This window comes from Bartonella sp. CL162QHHD (assembly GCF_042195435.1).
Lineage (GTDB): Bacteria > Pseudomonadota > Alphaproteobacteria > Rhizobiales > Rhizobiaceae > Bartonella.
Genome location: NZ_JBHIOG010000061.1, coordinates 225,921 through 244,700, shown reverse-complemented (window position 1 = coordinate 244,700; position 18,780 = coordinate 225,921). Strand labels below are relative to the sequence as shown.

Annotated in this window: 8 protein-coding genes; 6 read left to right on the top strand and 2 right to left on the bottom strand. The window is 38.3% G+C overall.

Annotated features, from left to right (window positions below; translation table 11 throughout):
• The first annotated feature begins 14 nt into the window (after positions 1-14).
• The 6 genes from pheT (at position 15) to ACFILD_RS06560 (ending at position 7,014) form a co-directional block, all read left to right on the top strand.
• Positions 15-2,429 (top strand): phenylalanine--tRNA ligase subunit beta, encoded by a 2,415-nt coding sequence (pheT, locus tag ACFILD_RS06585; RefSeq protein ID WP_375664914.1) that lies wholly within the window; start codon positions 15-17, stop codon positions 2,427-2,429.
• A gap of 289 nt (positions 2,430-2,718) precedes the next feature.
• Entirely contained in the window at positions 2,719-3,627 is a 909-nt protein-coding gene (locus ACFILD_RS06580; protein WP_375630541.1) for a metal ABC transporter substrate-binding protein, read from the top strand.
• Positions 3,624-4,454 (top strand): manganese/iron ABC transporter ATP-binding protein, encoded by an 831-nt coding sequence (locus ACFILD_RS06575; RefSeq protein WP_375664913.1) that lies wholly within the window; start codon positions 3,624-3,626, stop codon positions 4,452-4,454. Before ACFILD_RS06580 ends, ACFILD_RS06575 begins: the two co-directional genes overlap by 4 nt.
• A complete protein-coding gene (locus ACFILD_RS06570; protein ID WP_273790251.1) occupies positions 4,451-5,317 on the top strand; it encodes a metal ABC transporter permease in 867 nt (288 codons plus the stop codon). The genes ACFILD_RS06575 and ACFILD_RS06570 overlap by 4 nt, the downstream gene beginning before the upstream one ends.
• The gene (locus ACFILD_RS06565; RefSeq protein ID WP_273790250.1) at positions 5,314-6,219 is read left to right on the top strand and encodes a metal ABC transporter permease; all 906 of its coding nucleotides are present in this window, start codon (positions 5,314-5,316) and stop codon (positions 6,217-6,219) included. The genes ACFILD_RS06570 and ACFILD_RS06565 overlap by 4 nt, the downstream gene beginning before the upstream one ends.
• A gap of 408 nt (positions 6,220-6,627) precedes the next feature.
• Positions 6,628-7,014, top strand: a complete 387-nt coding sequence (locus ACFILD_RS06560) for a YbaN family protein (protein WP_375664912.1) — start codon at positions 6,628-6,630, stop codon at positions 7,012-7,014.
• A gap of 1,561 nt (positions 7,015-8,575) precedes the next feature.
• On the opposite strand, the gene pncB is transcribed toward ACFILD_RS06560, so the two are convergent.
• On the bottom strand, positions 8,576-9,880 hold the full coding sequence (gene pncB, locus ACFILD_RS06555) for a nicotinate phosphoribosyltransferase (RefSeq protein ID WP_273790248.1): 1,305 nt from the start codon (positions 9,878-9,880) through the stop codon (positions 8,576-8,578).
• A 133-nt stretch (positions 9,881-10,013) separates the two neighbouring features.
• The gene (locus ACFILD_RS06550) at positions 10,014-18,584 is read right to left on the bottom strand and encodes a GH36-type glycosyl hydrolase domain-containing protein (RefSeq protein WP_375664911.1); all 8,571 of its coding nucleotides are present in this window, start codon (positions 18,582-18,584) and stop codon (positions 10,014-10,016) included.
• Between the last annotated feature and the right edge of the window lie 196 nt (positions 18,585-18,780).

The following is an 18,780-nucleotide window of genomic DNA, read 5'->3' as shown; positions in this document are numbered from 1 at the left end:
TGTGAGGTTTTAAAATGAAATTTACATTGTCGTGGTTAAAAGATCACTTAGAGACAAATGCATCTTTGGATGAAATTTGTGAGAAACTAACAGCTATCGGTCTTGAAGTTGACTCCTTTGATGATCGATCTTCTTTAAAAGGTTTTGTGATTGCAAAAGTTTTAACAGCAATAAAGCATCCTGATGCAGATAAACTCCAGATTCTGTCCGTCGATACAGGGACTTCCACACCTGTTCAAGTTGTCTGTGGAGCACCAAATGCGCGTGCAGGTCTTATTGGTGTTCTGGCACTACCAGGTACTTATATTCCAGGACTTGATGTAACATTATCTGTAGGAAAAATCCGTGGTGTTGAAAGTTTTGGGATGATGTGTTCACAAGCAGAGCTTGAATTATCGAATGAGCATGATGGGATTATTGAACTTCCAGAAGATAGTCCTATTGGAGGTTCATTTGCAGCTTATGCTGGTTTAGATGATCCGGTCATTGATATTGGTTTGACCCCTAATCGTTCCGATTGCACAGGTGTTCGTGGTATTGCCCGTGATCTTGCCGCTACAGGAATCGGACAATTAAAAGAATTGTCTTTACCAAAATTTGAGCCTTCCTTTGAAACACCTCTCGATGTTTCATTAGATTTTTCGCAAGATTTATCATTATGTTTAGGTTTTGCTTGGCGTGAAGTACGCAATGTTCAAAATGGCGAATCACCCCAGTGGATGCAACAGCGTTTGAATGCAATTGGTTTGAGACCGATTAATGCGCTTGTTGATATGACCAATTACATCAGTTTTGACCTTGGTCGTCCACTCCATGTTTTTGATGCAGATAAAATTAAAGGTAATTTGTGTGTACGTTGTGCGCGTGAGGGAGAACAGCTTCAAGCACTGAACGGAAAAATCTATCATTTGGGCGCTAAGAATTGTGTCATTGCAGATGACGAGGGAGTTGTTTCGATTGCCGGTATCATGGGCGGAGAAAGAACGAGTTGTGATGAAACAACACATCGCGTTATTATTGAATCGGCGCTTTGGGATGCGCAAAGCATTGCACAAACAGGAAGAGCATTAGGTCTTATCAGTGATGCACGTTATCGATTTGAACGAGGTGTTGATCCGGCTTTTATAGAAACAGGGCTTGAGATTGCAACAGAATTGGTCTTGCATCTTTGTGGTGGTGAAGTATCTAAGAAGAGGATCGTTGGCTATCAGCAACAAGAAATCAAACAGATCGCTTTTCCTTTTTCTGAAATTAAACGTTTAACAAATTTGGAAATAGAGCCTGAAAAAATCATCTCTATTTTAACAAAACTTGGATTTTTTGTTGAAGGAAAAGGAGATATCGTTACGGTAAAAGTACCATCATGGCGCCCTGATATTATGGGTAAAGCCGATTTGGTGGAAGAGATCATGAGAATTTATGGGTTAGATAAAATTAAACCTATTCCTTTGGAAAACTTCGTAGAAGAAAAAGATCAGATTGTAACATGCGCACAAATTCGTTCACGTGCTACACGTTTGGCTTTAGTGCAACGCGGTATGAAAGAAGCGGTAACATGGTCTTTTATTTCTGAAAATCAAGCTCTTGCTTTTGGAGGAGGTCAAGAAGAGCTTAAATTGGTTAATCCTATTGCTGCTGATATGTCAATGATGCGTCCTTCCCTTTTACCTGGTTTGATTATGGCGGCACAAAGAAATGCTGATCGTGGTTTTTCCGATCTTGCTTTGTTTGAAGTTTCCAGTATTTATGAGGGCGACACCCCTGATAAACAACACCGTGTTGTTAGTGGGATTCGTCGCGGAACAGAGCAATTTAAAGGTGCTGGGCGCTTTTGGAATGGAAATGCAACCGTCGTTGATGTTTTTGATGCCAAAGCAGATGCTTTAGCTATTTTAGAAGCATGTGATATGGATATTGGGAAAGTGCAGATTGAAGTTGGAGCACCAGATTGGTATCATCCTGGTCGTTCAGGTGTCATAAAACTTGGATCAAAGATTATTCTTGGTTTTTTTGGTGTTTTTCATCCTGCTACATTAGAAAAGTTAGATGTCAGTGGCCCTTTATGCGGCTTTGAAATTTTTCTAGACCGAATTCCAGAATCAAAGAAAAAAACGACCAAAAGCCGTCCTCCTTTGAAACTCTCACCTTTTCAAATGGTGCGGCGTGATTTTGCCTTTATAGCGGATAAAACTGTTGCCTCTTCTCTTATTATTCGTGCGGCAAGTGGAGCCGATAAAAAACTTATTCATTCAGTGCAAGTTTTTGATGTTTTCGAAGATTTAAGCTTTGGTGAAGATAAAAAATCTGTTGCAATTGAAGTAACTATTCAGCCCATAGAACGGACTCTAACGGATGAAGATTTAGAAAAGCTTGCCTCAAAGATCGTGGATAATGTTACCAAAATGACAGGTGCATATTTACGCTACTGAGTATTCTCATTTTTTATGAGATATTTTACATGAAGTGGGAGCATCTTTGAGTGCTCCCTTTTTGTTTGGCATTCAAGAGCTATAGAACTTCTTGAAAGGGGACCTCCTTACCAAAACAAGCTGCTTAAATCATCAATTTTTTCAATATGAAAAAACTGTTTTTAAACATTTTGAAAAGTTATTTTTCTCTTAATCCTTCATTGCAAATGTAAAAGATAACTGCTATTGCTAAATGATAATGCAAATTATTTGCAATAAAAAGAAGGCATATAAAGGAAAGAGAGAATCAATGAACGTAAGAACGTTTTTCACCATAGTTTTTGGAAGTGTTATTTTTTTTACACCCAATTTTGCTTTGTGTGCTGGTAAATTTAAAGCTGTTACGACATTCACTATCATTGCTGATATGGCACGCAATGTAGCAGGTGATGCCGCTGATGTTGAATCCATTACAAAACCAGGTGCGGAAATTCATGAATATCAACCCACCCCACGCGATCTTATGCGTGCTCAGGGAGCTAACCTTGTATTGTGGAATGGTTTAGAGTTAGAGCTTTGGTTTGAAAAGTTTTTTCAAAATATCAAGGATGTTCCAAGTGTTGTTGTTTCAAAAGGTATTGTACCCATTAAAATTGGTGAGGGCCCCTTTAGCGGTAAACCTAATCCTCATGCGTGGATGTCACCGACCTCTGCTTTGATTTACGTTGATAATATTCGCGATGCTTTTGTAAAATATGATCCTGAACATTCTGAAATTTATAAACAGAATGCTGAAATTTATAAACAGAAAATTCGTGCAACGATTGATCCAATTAGGGCTGAATTAGAAGCTGTACCGCAAGACAAACGTTGGCTTGTGACAAGTGAGGGGGCTTTTAGCTATTTGGCGCGTGATTTTGATCTAAAAGAACTTTATTTATGGCCCATCAATGCTGACCAACAAGGAACACCACAGCAGGTCAAGCATGTTATTGATATGGTTCGCAAATACAATATTCATGCAGTTTTTTCTGAAAGCACTATTTCCCCTGCGCCTGCTAAGCAGGTTGCCAGAGAAACAGGGGCTAAATACGGTGGTGTTCTTTATGTTGATTCTTTAAGTGAGAAAAATGGTGAGGTACCCACTTATATTGATTTATTACGTGTCACGAGTGGGCGTATTAGCAATGCTTTAGTAGAGGGAGTAAAAAGCCAATGACGGAATGTGGAATATTTGCCCAAGGAGTAACGGTAACATATCGTAATGGACATACAGCTTTACGCGAAGTGAATTTTGAAAGTCCAAAGGGTTCTATTACGGCATTGGTTGGTGTTAATGGATCCGGTAAGTCAACGTTATTTAAAGCGATTATGGGGTTTGTACGCCCCTCAAAGGGAAAAATTCGCATGTTTGATTTACCTGTTGATATAGCTTTGAAAAAAAACCTCATTGCTTATGTTCCTCAAAGTGAAGATGTTGATTGGAATTTTCCTGTCTTGGTCGAAGATGTTGTATTGATGGGGCGGTATGGTCATATGAATTTCTTTCGCTATGCCCGTACACAAGATTATGAAGCCGTTCGTATTGCCTTAGAACGCGTTGATATGTTGGCTTTTGCCAAGCGCCAAATTGGAGAACTTTCTGGTGGACAGAAAAAGCGTGTTTTCCTAGCGCGCGCTCTTGCACAGAAAGCAAAAGCTATTTTATTAGATGAGCCGTTTACAGGGGTTGATGTTACAACAGAAGATAAAATCATTGCTTTGTTACAAGATCTTCGTAAAAAAGGAGCAGTGATCTTGGTTTCAACTCACAATTTGGGTTCTGTTCGCGAATTTTGTGATCATACAGTTTTAATAAAAGGGACCGTTTTAGCTTCTGGGTTAACAGAAAAAATCTTTACAAAGGAAAATCTGGAGAAAACTTTTGGAGGGTCTTTGCACCACCATATTTTTGATCTTCAAACCACAAAAAAAAATGATGTTTTCATGGGAAGAAAGCAGTCTGCCGTTTGTGAAGATATTGAAAGAGTGGAGCACGTTGCATGATTTCTTGGTTGCTTGAGCCACTGAGCTATCAATATATGGTGAATGCAATGTGGGTTTCTGGATTAGTTGGGTGTGTTTGTGCCTTTCTTTCGGCTTTTTTGATGTTAAAAGGTTGGTCATTGATTGGTGATGCACTTTCCCATTCGATTGTTCCTGGTGTAGCAGGAGCTTACCTTTTAGGGTTACCTTTTTCACTTGGCGCTTTTTTTTCTGGTGGTCTTGCAGCAGCAGCAATGCTCTTTTTTAACCACCGGACAAAACTTAAAGAAGATACCATTATTGGGCTCATTTTTTCTTCCTTTTTTGCCTTTGGGTTGTTTCTCAAATCATTAAAACCAATGGCTGTTAATATTGATACGATTGTTTTGGGAAATATTTTAGCAGTTAGTTCAACAGATATTCTACAATTGGCTTTTATCGGCTTTGTTTCGTTGCTTATATTGCTTTTGAAATGGAAAGATCTTCTTGTTTCGTTATTTGATGAGACGCATGCGCATGCCATTGGATTAAACGTAAAATTTTTAAAGATTCTCTTTTTCACATTGCTTGCCGCTTGTACCGTTGCTGCGATGCAAACCGTTGGAGCGTTCTTAGTCATTTGTCTTGTTGTGACACCTGGGGCAACGGCCTATCTTTTAAGTGATCGTTTCGTGAACATCTTGGTTATTGCAGTTGTAATTGGAACCTTCACAAGTATCTTGGGTGTTTATGTGAGTTATTTTTTGAATGCACAAACGGGGGGGGTTGTTGTGCTTTTTCAAGCATCTTTATTTGTTTTAGCTTTTATTTTTGCTCCTAAACATGGGTTTATTGCCGCGCGCTTACGCATAAATGCAGCAAAAAAGGGTGTAATATTATCATGATTGATCAATTACTGCTTCCGTTTCAGTTTTCTTTTATGCTTAAGGGTATGCTTATTGTCATGATTCTTTCTATTCCCATGGCGATGCTTTCCTGTTTTCTTATTTTGAAAGGATGGGCGCTGTTAGGCGATGCCATTTCTCATGCAGTTTTTCCAGGTGTTGTTGTTGGTTATATGACAACACCATGGGTAATCGCATTTTTAACTTCTTTGCCATTTGCTTGGTTTCAGCATATGCGTCCAGAGAATATTACAATGACTTTGATTACTTGCGGTGCTTTTGTTGCAGGAATGGTGTGTGCACTATTAACGGGTTTTTTAGGGAGCAATAGCCGTATCAAACAGGATACGGTGATGGGCGTGGTCTTTTCTTCAATGTTTGGTTTAGGGCTTGTTTTAGCCACGTCTATTTATAGTAGCTTAGATTTGAATCATATTCTATTTGGTAATCTCTTGGGTGTTAACTGGCTTGATATAACGCAGACGGCAATCATTTCTGCTGTTGTCACTTTTATTTTAGCAGCAAAATGGCGCGACTTTATGCTGTATATTTTTGACACAGTTCAAGGACGTGCAATGGGGTTACCAATATCTCTACTCCACTATACCCTTCTAACGATGATTTCTCTTACAATTGTTGCAGCTTTGAAAGCTGTCGGTATCGTGCTCGTTATTTCTTTACTGATAGCACCAGGAGCAATTGCCTATCTTGTCACAAAGCGGTTTTCTTTTATGTTAATGATCGCGATACTTGTTGCAGCTTTTTCTGGTTTTTTAGGGATTTATCTCAGCTTATTTATCGGCTCTGATTCTGCTTCCACAATTGTGTTGATCTTGACGTTGATTTTTATGGCTATTTTCATGATGATTTTCTTTCGTCGAAACACAGTTCAAGAAACTTGAAAGTGTTAAAATTCATGCATATCAGCCATGCATTTTTATATATTGTTTCTCATTTTTATTTTAATTAGAGTCTGGGGTGCTAGGTTGTTTTTCCTCCTAATATCTAGCAGATGAGTGCAGTACATTTTCTCCCCCCCAACACTGCATTCTTAATTAAGAGGCTGCATTGATTTCTTCTGCAGCCTTTTTATTTTTTTGTTTTTCTAAAATCTCTCCTCTTTTCTTGAAATCATTTAAAATGATTATCATATTGTGTAAGCTATTCGGTATTTTCAAGGAACTTATAACAGCAAAGACACTTACGCATGAAGGGGTAGAGCGTAATTGTGCACTCAGACATGTAAACAGAAAAAAACAGATACAATGTTTTTGTATAGGGTTTTGCGTAGAGGAAAATAGTACGAGAGAATGAAAAAAGATTCGAAGATATCGCACCCTTTACGTATCTGCTATTATATAGCAGGGTGGGCGATGGTTATATTAGGTATTATCGGTGTCGTATTACCTATTATGCCAACGGTGCCTTTTTTATTGGTTGCCTCATGGTGTTTTACGCGTTCTTCTCCACGTTTTCATCAATGGTTGAATAATCATCGTATTTTTGGTCCCCCTATTAAGCGCTGGGAAGAAAAAAAAGCAATCTCTCCATTCGTTAAAGTTTTTGCAATGATGAGTATGACAGGAGGATTTTTATCCTTTTTCGTAATACTACACCCTCCTTTATGGATTTCCTTACTTGTTGCGGTTATATTATTGCTGATTGCCATTTATATTGTAACACGTCCATCTTCTTAATGATAAAAAAGGCTTTATGAGATACTCTTTTTAGCTTCGACTTATTTGTAAAAACTATGAGGACTTTTAAGTTTTGAATATAAGCTCTCCATATCCAAAATACATATGAAATAGCAAGCTTTTTGAGCGCAATTAATTAATAATATGTTTGTGAAATAATTTTTATGAACAAAGAAGATTGTTTACGAATACTCAAAATGTTCTCACTTGGTAAACAATGATAAATCACATTCATGGAAGAGAGTCATTATTTTTGTAAAGCATGTTTGTATGAATCTCTATATATACATCATTGAAAAGTCATTGATATGATAGACATTTCGTTTGTTTTCATATCTCTTAATGAGGATATAATACAAAGCTTACTAAATACCCTCATTTTTATACTTATACAGTTAAGAAGCCGGTCTATTATATCAATCTTTAAGGTTACATCTGTTCTTAACTTAAGAATAATTCATAAGAAACAACAGAATTTTTCAAATGGTTTATACATACACGCATTCTTATTATAATATGCGAATAAATAATTTCTCTGTCTTGATATAAAGCTTATTCGAAATAAAAATATTATTGCATTCTCTGTTTTTTAATGAAGTCATGCCCCTCACGTAAAACAAAAGGTCTCCCAAATCATGTTATTTACACATTTATTTTAATGAAACATTTCTCAACGCTTTACTCATTTCATAATAGCAGACCATACATGGATAAAGTAAAATCTCCTGTAAAGTGTATAAAATCTATTTGAGCACCATCATCCTTGCCTTGCAAAATGCATACCGATAGTCACCATGCTATTTATCATCCTCCAATGTTGCCTTAGTAATTTCTAATGTTGCAATTGTAGCTTGTCATCTGGTTTTGTATATTTTGACACTAGATTTTGTACCAATTTATTTTTTTCAAAGAGTTTTAAAGGTGTTCTCAAAGGGTTTTGAAAGCCTTTTCTCATTTTTACTATGGAAACGCACTTTTTTCTGATTTTCGGTAATTTTTGTAATTTTAGGTGTCAAAATCTATTTTGATAAAACGCGCATTTAATGGTAAAAATTGTACATAAAACAACAAATTACCACGTATTCCTACTTAATCCCGCCTCTTTCCACTTAGTATAAAACCTACTGTCAAACTACAACAATAACTCTTAAAACTTGAAAACCTTCATATATGCAAGGGGATTAGTGTGCTTGATTTAACAGGATTGAAATGAGAAAAACTTATGATACTCGCGCACGCTCATTCAACATGCAAAATGATAGTATCTTGTTATGCTGTATAACACTGTTATTTATGACAAATGATATAAGGAAGCCTCCTTGGCTAAACTTCCCTAGCGCGTTAAGTATTTTTTTAATGCGTAGTGAATATTTTTAAGTCTTATCTATCGCGCCTTATGTAAGTGAAGCGTATGCGTTGATAGACTAAGTAGAATCTGCTCAAAAAACAGCCGAACTATTTCAAACCAGCAAAGGTTAAGAATCCTCATCCTTAGGGCAGAACAAAAATCAATCTTATAAACAATATGTTGAGGCAATATACTTGTTTAAAGAGCCGAAAACTACGTTTTTATAGGTCTAGCAATTCGCTTTGTATTACCAAAAAAATTGATATAACGTTGTACTTCTTTTGAATCACCGATCGTTTTTTCAGGATTATCTGAAAGTTTCACGGCTGGTCGACCATTGGCATAGGTCACCTTACAAACAAGGGAAAGAGCATCAAGAGTTTCGATTTCCTGAGGTGCACAGCCTGTAAAGTCATTGGTAAGATCCGTGCCCCACCCAAAACTCATGCGCACTTTACCATGGAAATGATGATAGGTTTTTTCAATTGTATTGACATCAAGAGCATCAGAAAAAATTAGAAGTTTTTTGCATGGATCTTTTCCTTTTTCTTTCCACCATTGAATAATACGTTCGCCACCTTCAATAGGGGGCGCACTATCGGGTCTGAAACCCGTCCAATCAGCTACCCAATCTGGTGCATTGCGTAAAAATGCTTCTGTACCAAAGGTATCAGGTAAAACAATGAGAAGATTTCCACCATAATAACGGTTCCAATCCTGCAAGACTTGATACGGAGCTCTGCGTAATTCATCATCGTTATTGCTGAGAGCCGCAATAACCATGGGCAATTCGTGTGCATTGGTTCCAAGAGCTTCTAAATCCGTATCCATGGCAAGAAGAACATTAGAAGTTCCAGTAAAAGAATTACCAATCCCTTCTTTTAATGCTTCCACACACCAGCGCTGCCATAAAAAAGAATGGCGGCGCCTTGTCCCAAAGTCAGATATTTTAATATCAGGCAATTTTTTGAGACGTTCAACTTTACTCCACATTTTTGCTTTAGCACGCGCATAAAGTACATCAAGAGCAAAACGATCTAGTTTTTTGAGAGCAGCACGTGAACGTAATTCACTTATAATAGCAAGGGCTGGAATTTCCCACATAGAGCTATGAGCCCACGAACCATAAAAATGAAGAATATACTGGCCATCTTTACGGGTTAGTTCATATTCTGGGAGTTGAAAATTCTCAAGCCACTGAAGAAAATCCGGTTCAAAAATTTGTTTGCGTCCATAAAATGTATTACCAGCAAGCCAAATCATTTCTTTTTTTGTAAAGTGCAAACTAAGAGCATGATCAAGTTGAGCACGTAATTCACTCTCATCAATATCATCGGCAAGACGTATTGTTTTAGAGCGATTTATGAGGGAAAAAGTAACATCAACATTAGGATATAACCCCCAAATCATCTGCACCATAAGAAGCTTATAAAAATCCGTATCGAGAAGTGAACGAATAATGGGATCAAGTTTCCAAGTATGATTGTAAACACGTCTAGCAATATCCGGATGATTCATAACCTTTTTCTTTCAGTTTCATAAAATCTAAAATATTATGCACCAACACGGCTAATATAGGCGGTGCAATATAACAACTCTACAGTTTTGGGCAAGAATAAAAAAGTCTGCTCTCTTTTTTCATCTTTCATCTTTAATATTTGACAATACGTATAATTTCATGCTGACCTGTTTTTTGTAACTTTATCCCTGTATGAAATTCGGTATATTCTTTGCTATTAACATAGAGCATATTTTTAGGTCCCCATTTTACTTTAATGCTATAAACGGCATCATAAAACTTCATTGTTGCTTCATATTTTGGCCAAATAGAGGGTAAATGTGGCTGCAAAAACAAGAGGTCTCCCTGACGCTGTATTCCAAGAATAGCTTGTGTTGCGGCGCGATAAAACCAACCGGCTGAACCTGTATACCAAGTCCAACCGCCTTGACCACATCGTGGTTCAACAGCATAAATATCTGCGGCCATCACATAAGGTTCAACACGATAAATTTCAGGATCTTGTCCGTGGGTAATTGGGTTTATCATAGAAAATAAAGCATAAGCTTTATCGTTTTGTTCCATTTCAGCCAACGCAAAAATACTCCAAATGGCACCATGCGTGTATTGACCACCATTTTCTCGAATTCCTGGAGGATAACCTTTTATGTAACCAGGCTCGAGCGTACTTTTATCAAAAGGCGGCCAAAAAAGGCGAATGAGTCCACTTTTTTTATCATAGAGATGTTCCAGCATTGATGTCATTGCTTGTTTTTGGCGCTCAAGCGATGCCATTTGAGAAATGACAGCCCAAGATTGAGCAATGGTATCAATTTGACATTCATCATTGACTTTAGAGCCCAGAGGCGTTCCATCATCAAAATAACCACGTCGATACCAAGCACCATCCCAACCATTTTTCTCTAGGGATTTTGTTAAATGTTCAAGGTACGTACTCCATATTTGCATATGGCTATTGTCACCACGTTTTTTGGCTAAAGAGATAAATGCTTGTAATGTGTGCCCAAGAAACCATCCTAACCAAATGCTTTCGCCTTTTCCTTCCACACCGACCAAATTCATGCCATCATTCCAATCCCCACCTAAAATAAGAGGGAGACCATGTGGTCCGCAGCGTTTAATGGCAAGGTCTAAAGCTAAAGCACAATGTTCATAAACTGTTGCAACCTTTGAGGATTGGGTGGGTTGAAAATAAGCATCCTGTTGCCCACTTTTGAGAACATCACCTTCAATAAAAGGAATGAGCGTATCAAGAAAGGCATTATCGCCAGTGGTATTGACATAAAGAGCTGTTGCATATGCAAGCCAAACGATATCATCAGAAATGTATGTACGAACACCAGCATTTGTGTCAGGCAACCACCAATGTTGCACATCACCTTCAAGAAATTGGTGCGCTGCTGCATTTAACAATTGTTCACGTGCTAATTGTGGTTCCAGCAATAACAAAGACAGGCTATCTTGTAACTGGTCACGAAAACCAAATGCACCACTAGCTTGGTAAAAGCCTGCGCGTGCCATGATGCGGCATGAGTAGATTTGATAAGGAAGCCAATGGTTGACCATAAGATTAAAAGAAGCGTCCGGTGTTTTGACTTGGAAAGGAGAAACAAAATCACTCCATTGCTGTTTTTGTTTTGTGAGCTGAATCTCAAAATCACTTGCACGTACTTGATTAAGTAATTTTTCAGCTTCTTGCCTATTTTCAGCACTGCCAAGATAGAAGATGATTTCTTTTGTTTGCCCTGGTTGAAGATCAATATCATAGGCGAATGCTGAACAAGGATCACATCCTGCTTCAATGGTATTCAAAAGAGCACCGGCTTTACGGATCGCATTTGGACGTGTTACGGTTCCCGTTGCACCAATAAATTCAGCGCGATTGGTCGTAGTGCTGGTTGGCATTTCGGATGCTGATAAAAATGTAACTTGTTGAGATTTCTCGATGTGATAGGGATTTTGAATAAAATGTGCACCCCATCTAGCCTCATAAGAGGAAACAATAAAGGGGGCATATTTTGTACGGATATTTCCCAAAACCCATTCAACATAATTATAAAGGCGTAAACTACGTGGTTTTTTCCCTTCATTCGTAAGGATAAGACGTGAAAAGCGAATAGGTTTTTCGGGATCAAGTGTATGAGTCAGTTCTAATGCGATTTCTGAATGTGTTGATTTAAAAGTTGAGAATCCAAACCCATGACAAGCCTCATAGACAATATTTTCGTCACATTCAACAGTAGAAACGGGTGAGAAACGTTTTAAAGACTGGCGATCAACCAGATAAAGAGCTTCTCCTGGCCGGTTAGACGTTGGATCATTCGCCCAAGGAGTTAGTTGATAATCGCGGCTATTGTTAGCCCAAGTAAAAATTGCACCTTCAGCAGAGACATGAAAACCAAATCTGTGATTAGCAATGACATTAATCCACGGATGTGGTGTGGTGGTACGTCCATGAAGACGTATTACATAATGATTGTGCTGATTAAAACCACCGTAACCATTCCAATATCTTAGATCTTCTCCATTTGGGAGAAAAGAGGATGGTTTTTGTTGGCTAATAAGACCAATGGAAGAAAAAAGATTTTGTTCAGTTTGTGTTGTAAATTGCTGTCCTTCGTTATATCTTGGCAAGTCTAATTGATCATAAGATTCTTGATAATTTTTATGAATTGTGAGATTAAAATCATTCTCATCAAGTCGTTTAAGTTGTTCAGATAAAGAGCCATTTTGGGCATCAAGAACGATGCGTGCTGATGCAAGAAGCGTTTTAAAACTCTGTTCACTCATTTGATCGCGTCGAAGCATGAAAATATGTTGGCGTTCATCTGCTTTTTGCGTGTGGTGATAATAAGTTTCACAGACCCACTCGAGAGCGCGTTGTGTACTTTGTATATAAGAAAATGTTTGTTCATTAAGAATGACCAAATCAACAATGAGTCCGCGCATACACCAATATTCGTGTGCTTTAAGGAGCTCGCGCAGTACGGTTATATTTCCCTCGTTATTTAATCTAAGAAGACAGAGTGGATTGTCTCCTGAGATAGACATGGGCCAAAGATCAGACTGTTTTCCTAGCGTTTTTGCTAATATTTCAGAAGGAAGACGCCACGTTCTTTCTGGATAGATAAGCGGTGTTGCATATTTTTGATAGATAATAGCTTCTTTAAGCTGGGTTCCGCTCTGATACAGTGCGACTTGTGAGCGCGTCCATGCCATTGAAAGTTCTTTTTGAAACATATCAGGTTGTCGATAATGTTTAATATGATTATTTAGCGCTTCTTTTGTATGAGCAGCAAAGGTCCAAAAAATAAGTTCTGCTTTTTCATGGGCTGAAATTTTTATACGGCATCGCAATGACATAACAGGATCAAGAACACAACCTTGACTGTTACTGAAACGAGCATTTTGGTCAAATGCAGCGGGCCGATGAATGGATCGCCCCCGACCAATAAACAGAAAGCGATCTGTTTCAGCTTCTGTCTCTTGGAGAATATCTGTTGTACTAGAAACAAAATGGGCAACATAGATTTCAGGATCACTAGGCGAGCGTTTGCGCCTTTTGGCAAAAATTGTTTTACCTTCTTCAGCAATTTCTGTCTCTATAAACATACGGGAAAAAACAGGATGAACTTGATCTGTATCCATCGTGGCAAGCGCTAATTCACCATAAGAAGTCACTTCAATGAATCGGTCTTTATTTGTCGTATTCATCAATTGAATACGTCTCCCTTCGCCACATCCTTCAGATGTAATAAGACATTCAAGTGTTGATTTAATACCATCAACCATTTTTGTATATTCAGCCTTTTCATCTGTAAAAATGCTGACAGCTTCTTCTTCAATAACACGTGTTGGCTCACCAGTAACAGACCACCACCGTCCACTATGCGTGTCACGCAAGAAGAATAAAGTACCTTGTTGATCTTCTGTTGCATCAGGAATAAAGCGCGTAATCGCATAATCGTGCCAACGGCTGTAACCAGAACCATTCGCTGTTAACATGGTAGAATAAAAGCCATTAGACAAAAGTAAAGTCGCTCGTGGTTTGAGTAACGGGTTTGTAATAATGCGCAAAGGGGCTGCATCAAATGCTTGAGACTTATTGCGCATACGATTAACAGCTTTGGTATGAATAATAGGAATGAGATGAGGCGCTCTTTCCTGTAAGAGCAATTGTGTTGCCTCAATAAAGGGATCACGGTGAAAACGATCACGCATTCGCCCTTGAAAAATAACATTGTTAAGAGCAAGGATAGACATGCCATGATGGTGCGCATAATAATTGCGTACAACGGCGTATTTTTCCCCTGTTTTCACGCGTGAAGGGGTAAAATCAACAGAGTCATAATAACCATATGTTCCTAAAGCTCCAAGATCACGAAGTCGTTTTAAATTAGCGACAGCGCAAGCAGGAGCATATTGTGCCGCTAGAAGGCTGGCATAGGGAGCAATGACAGCATTGCGTGAAAGACCACGTTGGAGTCCGAGGTTTGGAACACCAAAATGAGCGTATTGGTAATTCATTAAATGATCGCGAGCATTAAATGCGGCTTCTGAAATACCCCATGGCAATTCCCGTTTATGGGCATATTGTATTTGACAACGAATAATCAATCGATTTGTTTGATCTAGGAGAGACCCTAAAGGTTCATGCATTATGAGAGATGGCATAAGATATTCGAACATTGATCCAGACCATGATAGGAGTGCACCTTTCCCACCTATGGGTACGAGAAGTCGACCAAGACGAAACCAATGTTTAAGTTTTATATCTCCTTTTGCGATGGCAAAAAAGCTTGCAAGACGTGCTTCTGAAGCAAGCAGGTCATAACAATTTTCATCGAGTTTGTTTTCTTGAACACGATATCCAATGGATAAGAGATGCCGTTTAGGCTGTTCTAAAAAGTCAAATTTCATATCAAAGGCTATTTGCCGTGCCACTATAGCCAGCCTGTTTAGTTTTTTACGTAATTTTTCAGTATCACAATGAGCAGTCGCATCATGATGATAAGCGTTACAGGTGTCGATAAGGCATTTAGCCCAAGAAAGTGCACGAGCAGATTCTATCGTTTGAATTTTGTGGTCAAGTTCATCGACTAAGTGCACAATATCGTGGGCTGCAAGTGAAAGATTTATGACGTGAGAAGGGATCGTATTTTCTTGTTCTATAAAAGTGAAGACAGAATCATGAAAACGAGTGATGTTTTCTTCGATTTTTTGGCGTAAAGAGCGTAAACTGGGTTTATGATCTGGAATTTCTCTGACAGTTTCTTCAAGAATAGCAAGAACATCCGATAAGCCTTCTCGATCACTTTGAAAAAAAAGAGGCGGTTTTTCAGCCCATTCACTTAACGCAGAAGAGAGTGTTACCAAATGACCGGCAAGATTTCCCGAATCAACGGTTGATACATAAGTAGGCAAAAGAGGCCTAAGTGTATCCGTTTCATACCAATTATAGAGATGACCACGGAACTTTTCCATTTTTGTAAGAGAGCGTAATGTACATTCAATACGGGTGATGGTCTCTTCAAAACCAATCCAGCCAAAATCACGTGCTGCAATAATAGAAAGGAGATAAACGCCAATATTCGTAGGCGATGTACGTTGAGCAACAAGAGGTTCAGGATCTTCTTGAAAATTATCGGGAGGCAAATAGTTGTTTTGTTCGTTGACAAAGGTTGCATAATAAAGCCATGTCCGCCGTGCAATAGAGCGGAGTTTTTTTTCATCTTTTAAAGAAAGATAAAGGCTATCTTGAAAGGTTGAAGGTTGACTCACAATCCAAGCAATAAAGGGTGAAAAAAACCATGCTATCCCAAAAGGTAAAGCAACCAAACTTGCAAAACTATCAGAAAAAAGAGGGAGTGCTATAGTAAGAACACCGATAAGCGATGCTGGTGCCATTGTAAAAACATAGAAACGCAAACTATTGGGCATTGATTTTGTTGCGGCAGAAGTTTTCCATTCAAGAAGATGCTGTTTTGAAATCGTCATACGATAGAGTGTACGAATAATCGCATCGGTCATAAAATACGCCGAATGAGCAAGAAACGTCGTTTTAAGAAATATATCAGCGCTTGTAAGAGCAATTTTGTTCCCGATTAATTGAAAATGTCCACGCAAAGAATGATCTATATTAGATGAGACAAGCGTTTTTAATACACATAGAATGGGTGAAATGAAGGAGCTAAACAACAAGAATATTTGCCAGACGATTGCACTCTTTAAAGACAAAAAAGCCCATCCTGCAAATGCTGCGATTAACCACATAAGTGGAGTGAGAGAACGACGTAAATTATCCTGCATTTTCCAACGCGTCACGAAACTTATTTGACGGTGGGAAAAAAGATAAGGCAAAAGCTGCCAATCACCGCGGACCCAACGATGATAACGCATAACATCAATATTGTAAGCGGTTGGATAGTCTTCAATGACTTCTATGCTACTTACCAGAGCAGTACGAGCATAACCTCCCTCTAAGAGATCATGGCTAAGAATAGTATTTTCTTTAATTTTGCCATCAAGCGCTTGTTCAAATGCATCAATATTATAAAGACCTTTACCGATAAAGGTGCCTTCTCCTAAAAGATCTTGATAAGTATCAGAAACAGCAAAAACATAAGGATCAATGCCACGGTTGATAGAAAAAACCCGTTGGAGAATTGATGTTTTTTTTCCTGTTGTAAGAGAAGGAATAATGCGTGGTTGTAAAATGCTATAGCCCTTTACAACCTTTCCACTTTGTGGATCAAAAACGGGATGATTGAGTGGATGGTTAAGCTTTCCAACAAGTTTCGCGACGCTCTCTGGAGTAAGACGTGTATCACAATCCAGCGTCATAACAAAACGGCAATCCATAGGAAGATGTGGATTGGGAGGATAAAAGCTTGTATTTTTATCGCCTCTTAAGAGCCGATTAAGTTCATGAAGTTTTCCTCGCTTTCGTTCCCATCCCATCCAACATTTTTCGCTTGCATTATAAAGGCGTCGGCGATGTAAAAGGAAAAAAAGCGGAAGTTCATCACGATGATAACGACTATTGAGTTTATCAATACTCTTTTGCGCATAGTGCAATAAATCAAGATCATCTTGCGTTTCTCTCAATGGAGCATCCACCCAATCTGTAATGAGCGCAAAATGAATGGCACCTTTAGGATTGGAAAGATAGTGCACTTCAAGATTGCGCACTTGTTCATCAACATTAGCGCGTGATGTCATCAAAGTAGGTACAACAACCATTGTCCGTGCATGTTTTGGAATACCTTCTTTATATTCATAACCAATGAGTTGTTTTGATGGGACAAACCACGAAACAACAGTGTTAAATAAAGCAAAAGAAGCATCAATAGCAGGAAAAAGCGCCAATACAGTAAAGCAAAAAGACATCCATTGTGTCATGCCAGATATTTGTAAAAGGGCGTAAATTACCAGCAAAAGAGAAAGCGTCAGAAAAGAGACAGGAAGGGCGATGACTCTCAATTTTGAGCAACAGGAAGCGCGTGTCCATTTTATGAGAAAGGGCGGAATATACCCACAAGCCTTTTCAAATATGCCACGACCATCATCAACAAGGTACCACCCCACACAAGAATGATGAGGCATATCTTTAGAAGTGGAATTTGCCATTTCTACAACTTTATGTGCAACTTCCAGTTCACTAAGAGGCGAAAAGCGTGAAACTTTTTCAATGACTTGTCGATAAATATTGCGTGAGTGAGCATCAATTTCAGAAAAATCACTATTTTTACGCAAAATAGAATCGACACAACTCACTGTTTCAAACCATGCTATCCAATCAACATCATCTATAGCTTTAAGAGCACGGATAATATTTCCCATGGTCACACCATCTGCTGCTTGTCGGGTATGTTCATCAGCTGTTGCAATCTCTAAGCTACTGCCTTGGCTTTTCAATTGCTTTTCAAGCCAAGTTAATGCTACGGTTGAATCGACAGATGCACTGCGCAGGCGATAGAATAAATGTGCTGAAAAAGTTGGATCAACAGTAAATGGTTTATACTGCGTAAAAAGAGAGTGTAGATTTGTTTTATTTTCTACAAGAGAAATTTTATCAGCCACTTGACTAGCAAGATGGCGCATATGTCGCGCTTTTTCGATACGGACTGAAAGACGACGGACATTTTCAATGAGCAGCATTTGCATAACAGAAGGAAGAGCCCACAATTCACCAATTGTGAGCGCACAAACTTCTTGAAATCCGTTGGTCATAGCAGTGAGTGTTTCTTGTGAAAAGCTGCTATCGGTATGCGCAATATAAAGCCAAGTTAAAGCAAAAATTCGTGGTATTCCCGCTTTGTGTGTAGAAAGAGGAAGTTGCTTTATGAAGGACTTGGGTAGATTACGACGTAGCTTTTGTATGGTTTTATCAATGGTGTAATGATTATCAATGAGCCATTGAGCAGAAGGTGCGATGGTTTCATCATTTCGGGCAGCAAAATCACTGGTGTGAAAGGCATGAAGAATAAGTTTAGCATTTTCATTCAATCTCTTGCGAAAATCTTCTACTCCTTCATATTCAGGGAGTAAAATTTCTTTACCAGAAGCTATATCATGCCCTAAGTTATAAAGATCTTCCTGTACCTTATAAATTGCACGAAGAGGAAAATCCGTATTAATAAAATGGTCTTTTTTCTCTTTTTGAGAAAAAAAGCACTTTATGAAAGGTCTTATGCACGTCATAATGTCCCATTGTTATTCAATTACATCGTTTTTTATTTAAATTTTAAGCATTTTATCTGAATAGTGAACCGTTGTTAGACAAAAAACAAACTTTTTGTTTTTATTTGCAAGCATTTATAATTTTTGTTTCAATAATTTAAAAATAAGCAGACAATTTCTTTAGAAAATAAAAAGGTCACTCCTAAAATGAGTGACC

Bases quoted from the DNA above. Each gene is read 5' to 3' on its own strand.
- pheT (WP_375664914.1), top strand. From the start codon at position 15: ATGAAATTTACATTGTCGTGGTTAAAAGATCACTTAGAGACAAATGCA.
- ACFILD_RS06580 (WP_375630541.1), top strand. From the start codon at position 2,719: ATGAACGTAAGAACGTTTTTCACCATAGTTTTTGGAAGTGTTATTTTT.
- ACFILD_RS06575 (WP_375664913.1), top strand. From the start codon at position 3,624: ATGACGGAATGTGGAATATTTGCCCAAGGAGTAACGGTAACATATCGT.
- ACFILD_RS06570 (WP_273790251.1), top strand. From the start codon at position 4,451: ATGATTTCTTGGTTGCTTGAGCCACTGAGCTATCAATATATGGTGAAT.
- ACFILD_RS06565 (WP_273790250.1), top strand. From the start codon at position 5,314: ATGATTGATCAATTACTGCTTCCGTTTCAGTTTTCTTTTATGCTTAAG.
- ACFILD_RS06560 (WP_375664912.1), top strand. From the start codon at position 6,628: ATGAAAAAAGATTCGAAGATATCGCACCCTTTACGTATCTGCTATTAT.
- pncB (WP_273790248.1), bottom strand. From the start codon at position 9,880: ATGAATCATCCGGATATTGCTAGACGTGTTTACAATCATACTTGGAAA.
- ACFILD_RS06550 (WP_375664911.1), bottom strand. From the start codon at position 18,584: ATGACGTGCATAAGACCTTTCATAAAGTGCTTTTTTTCTCAAAAAGAG.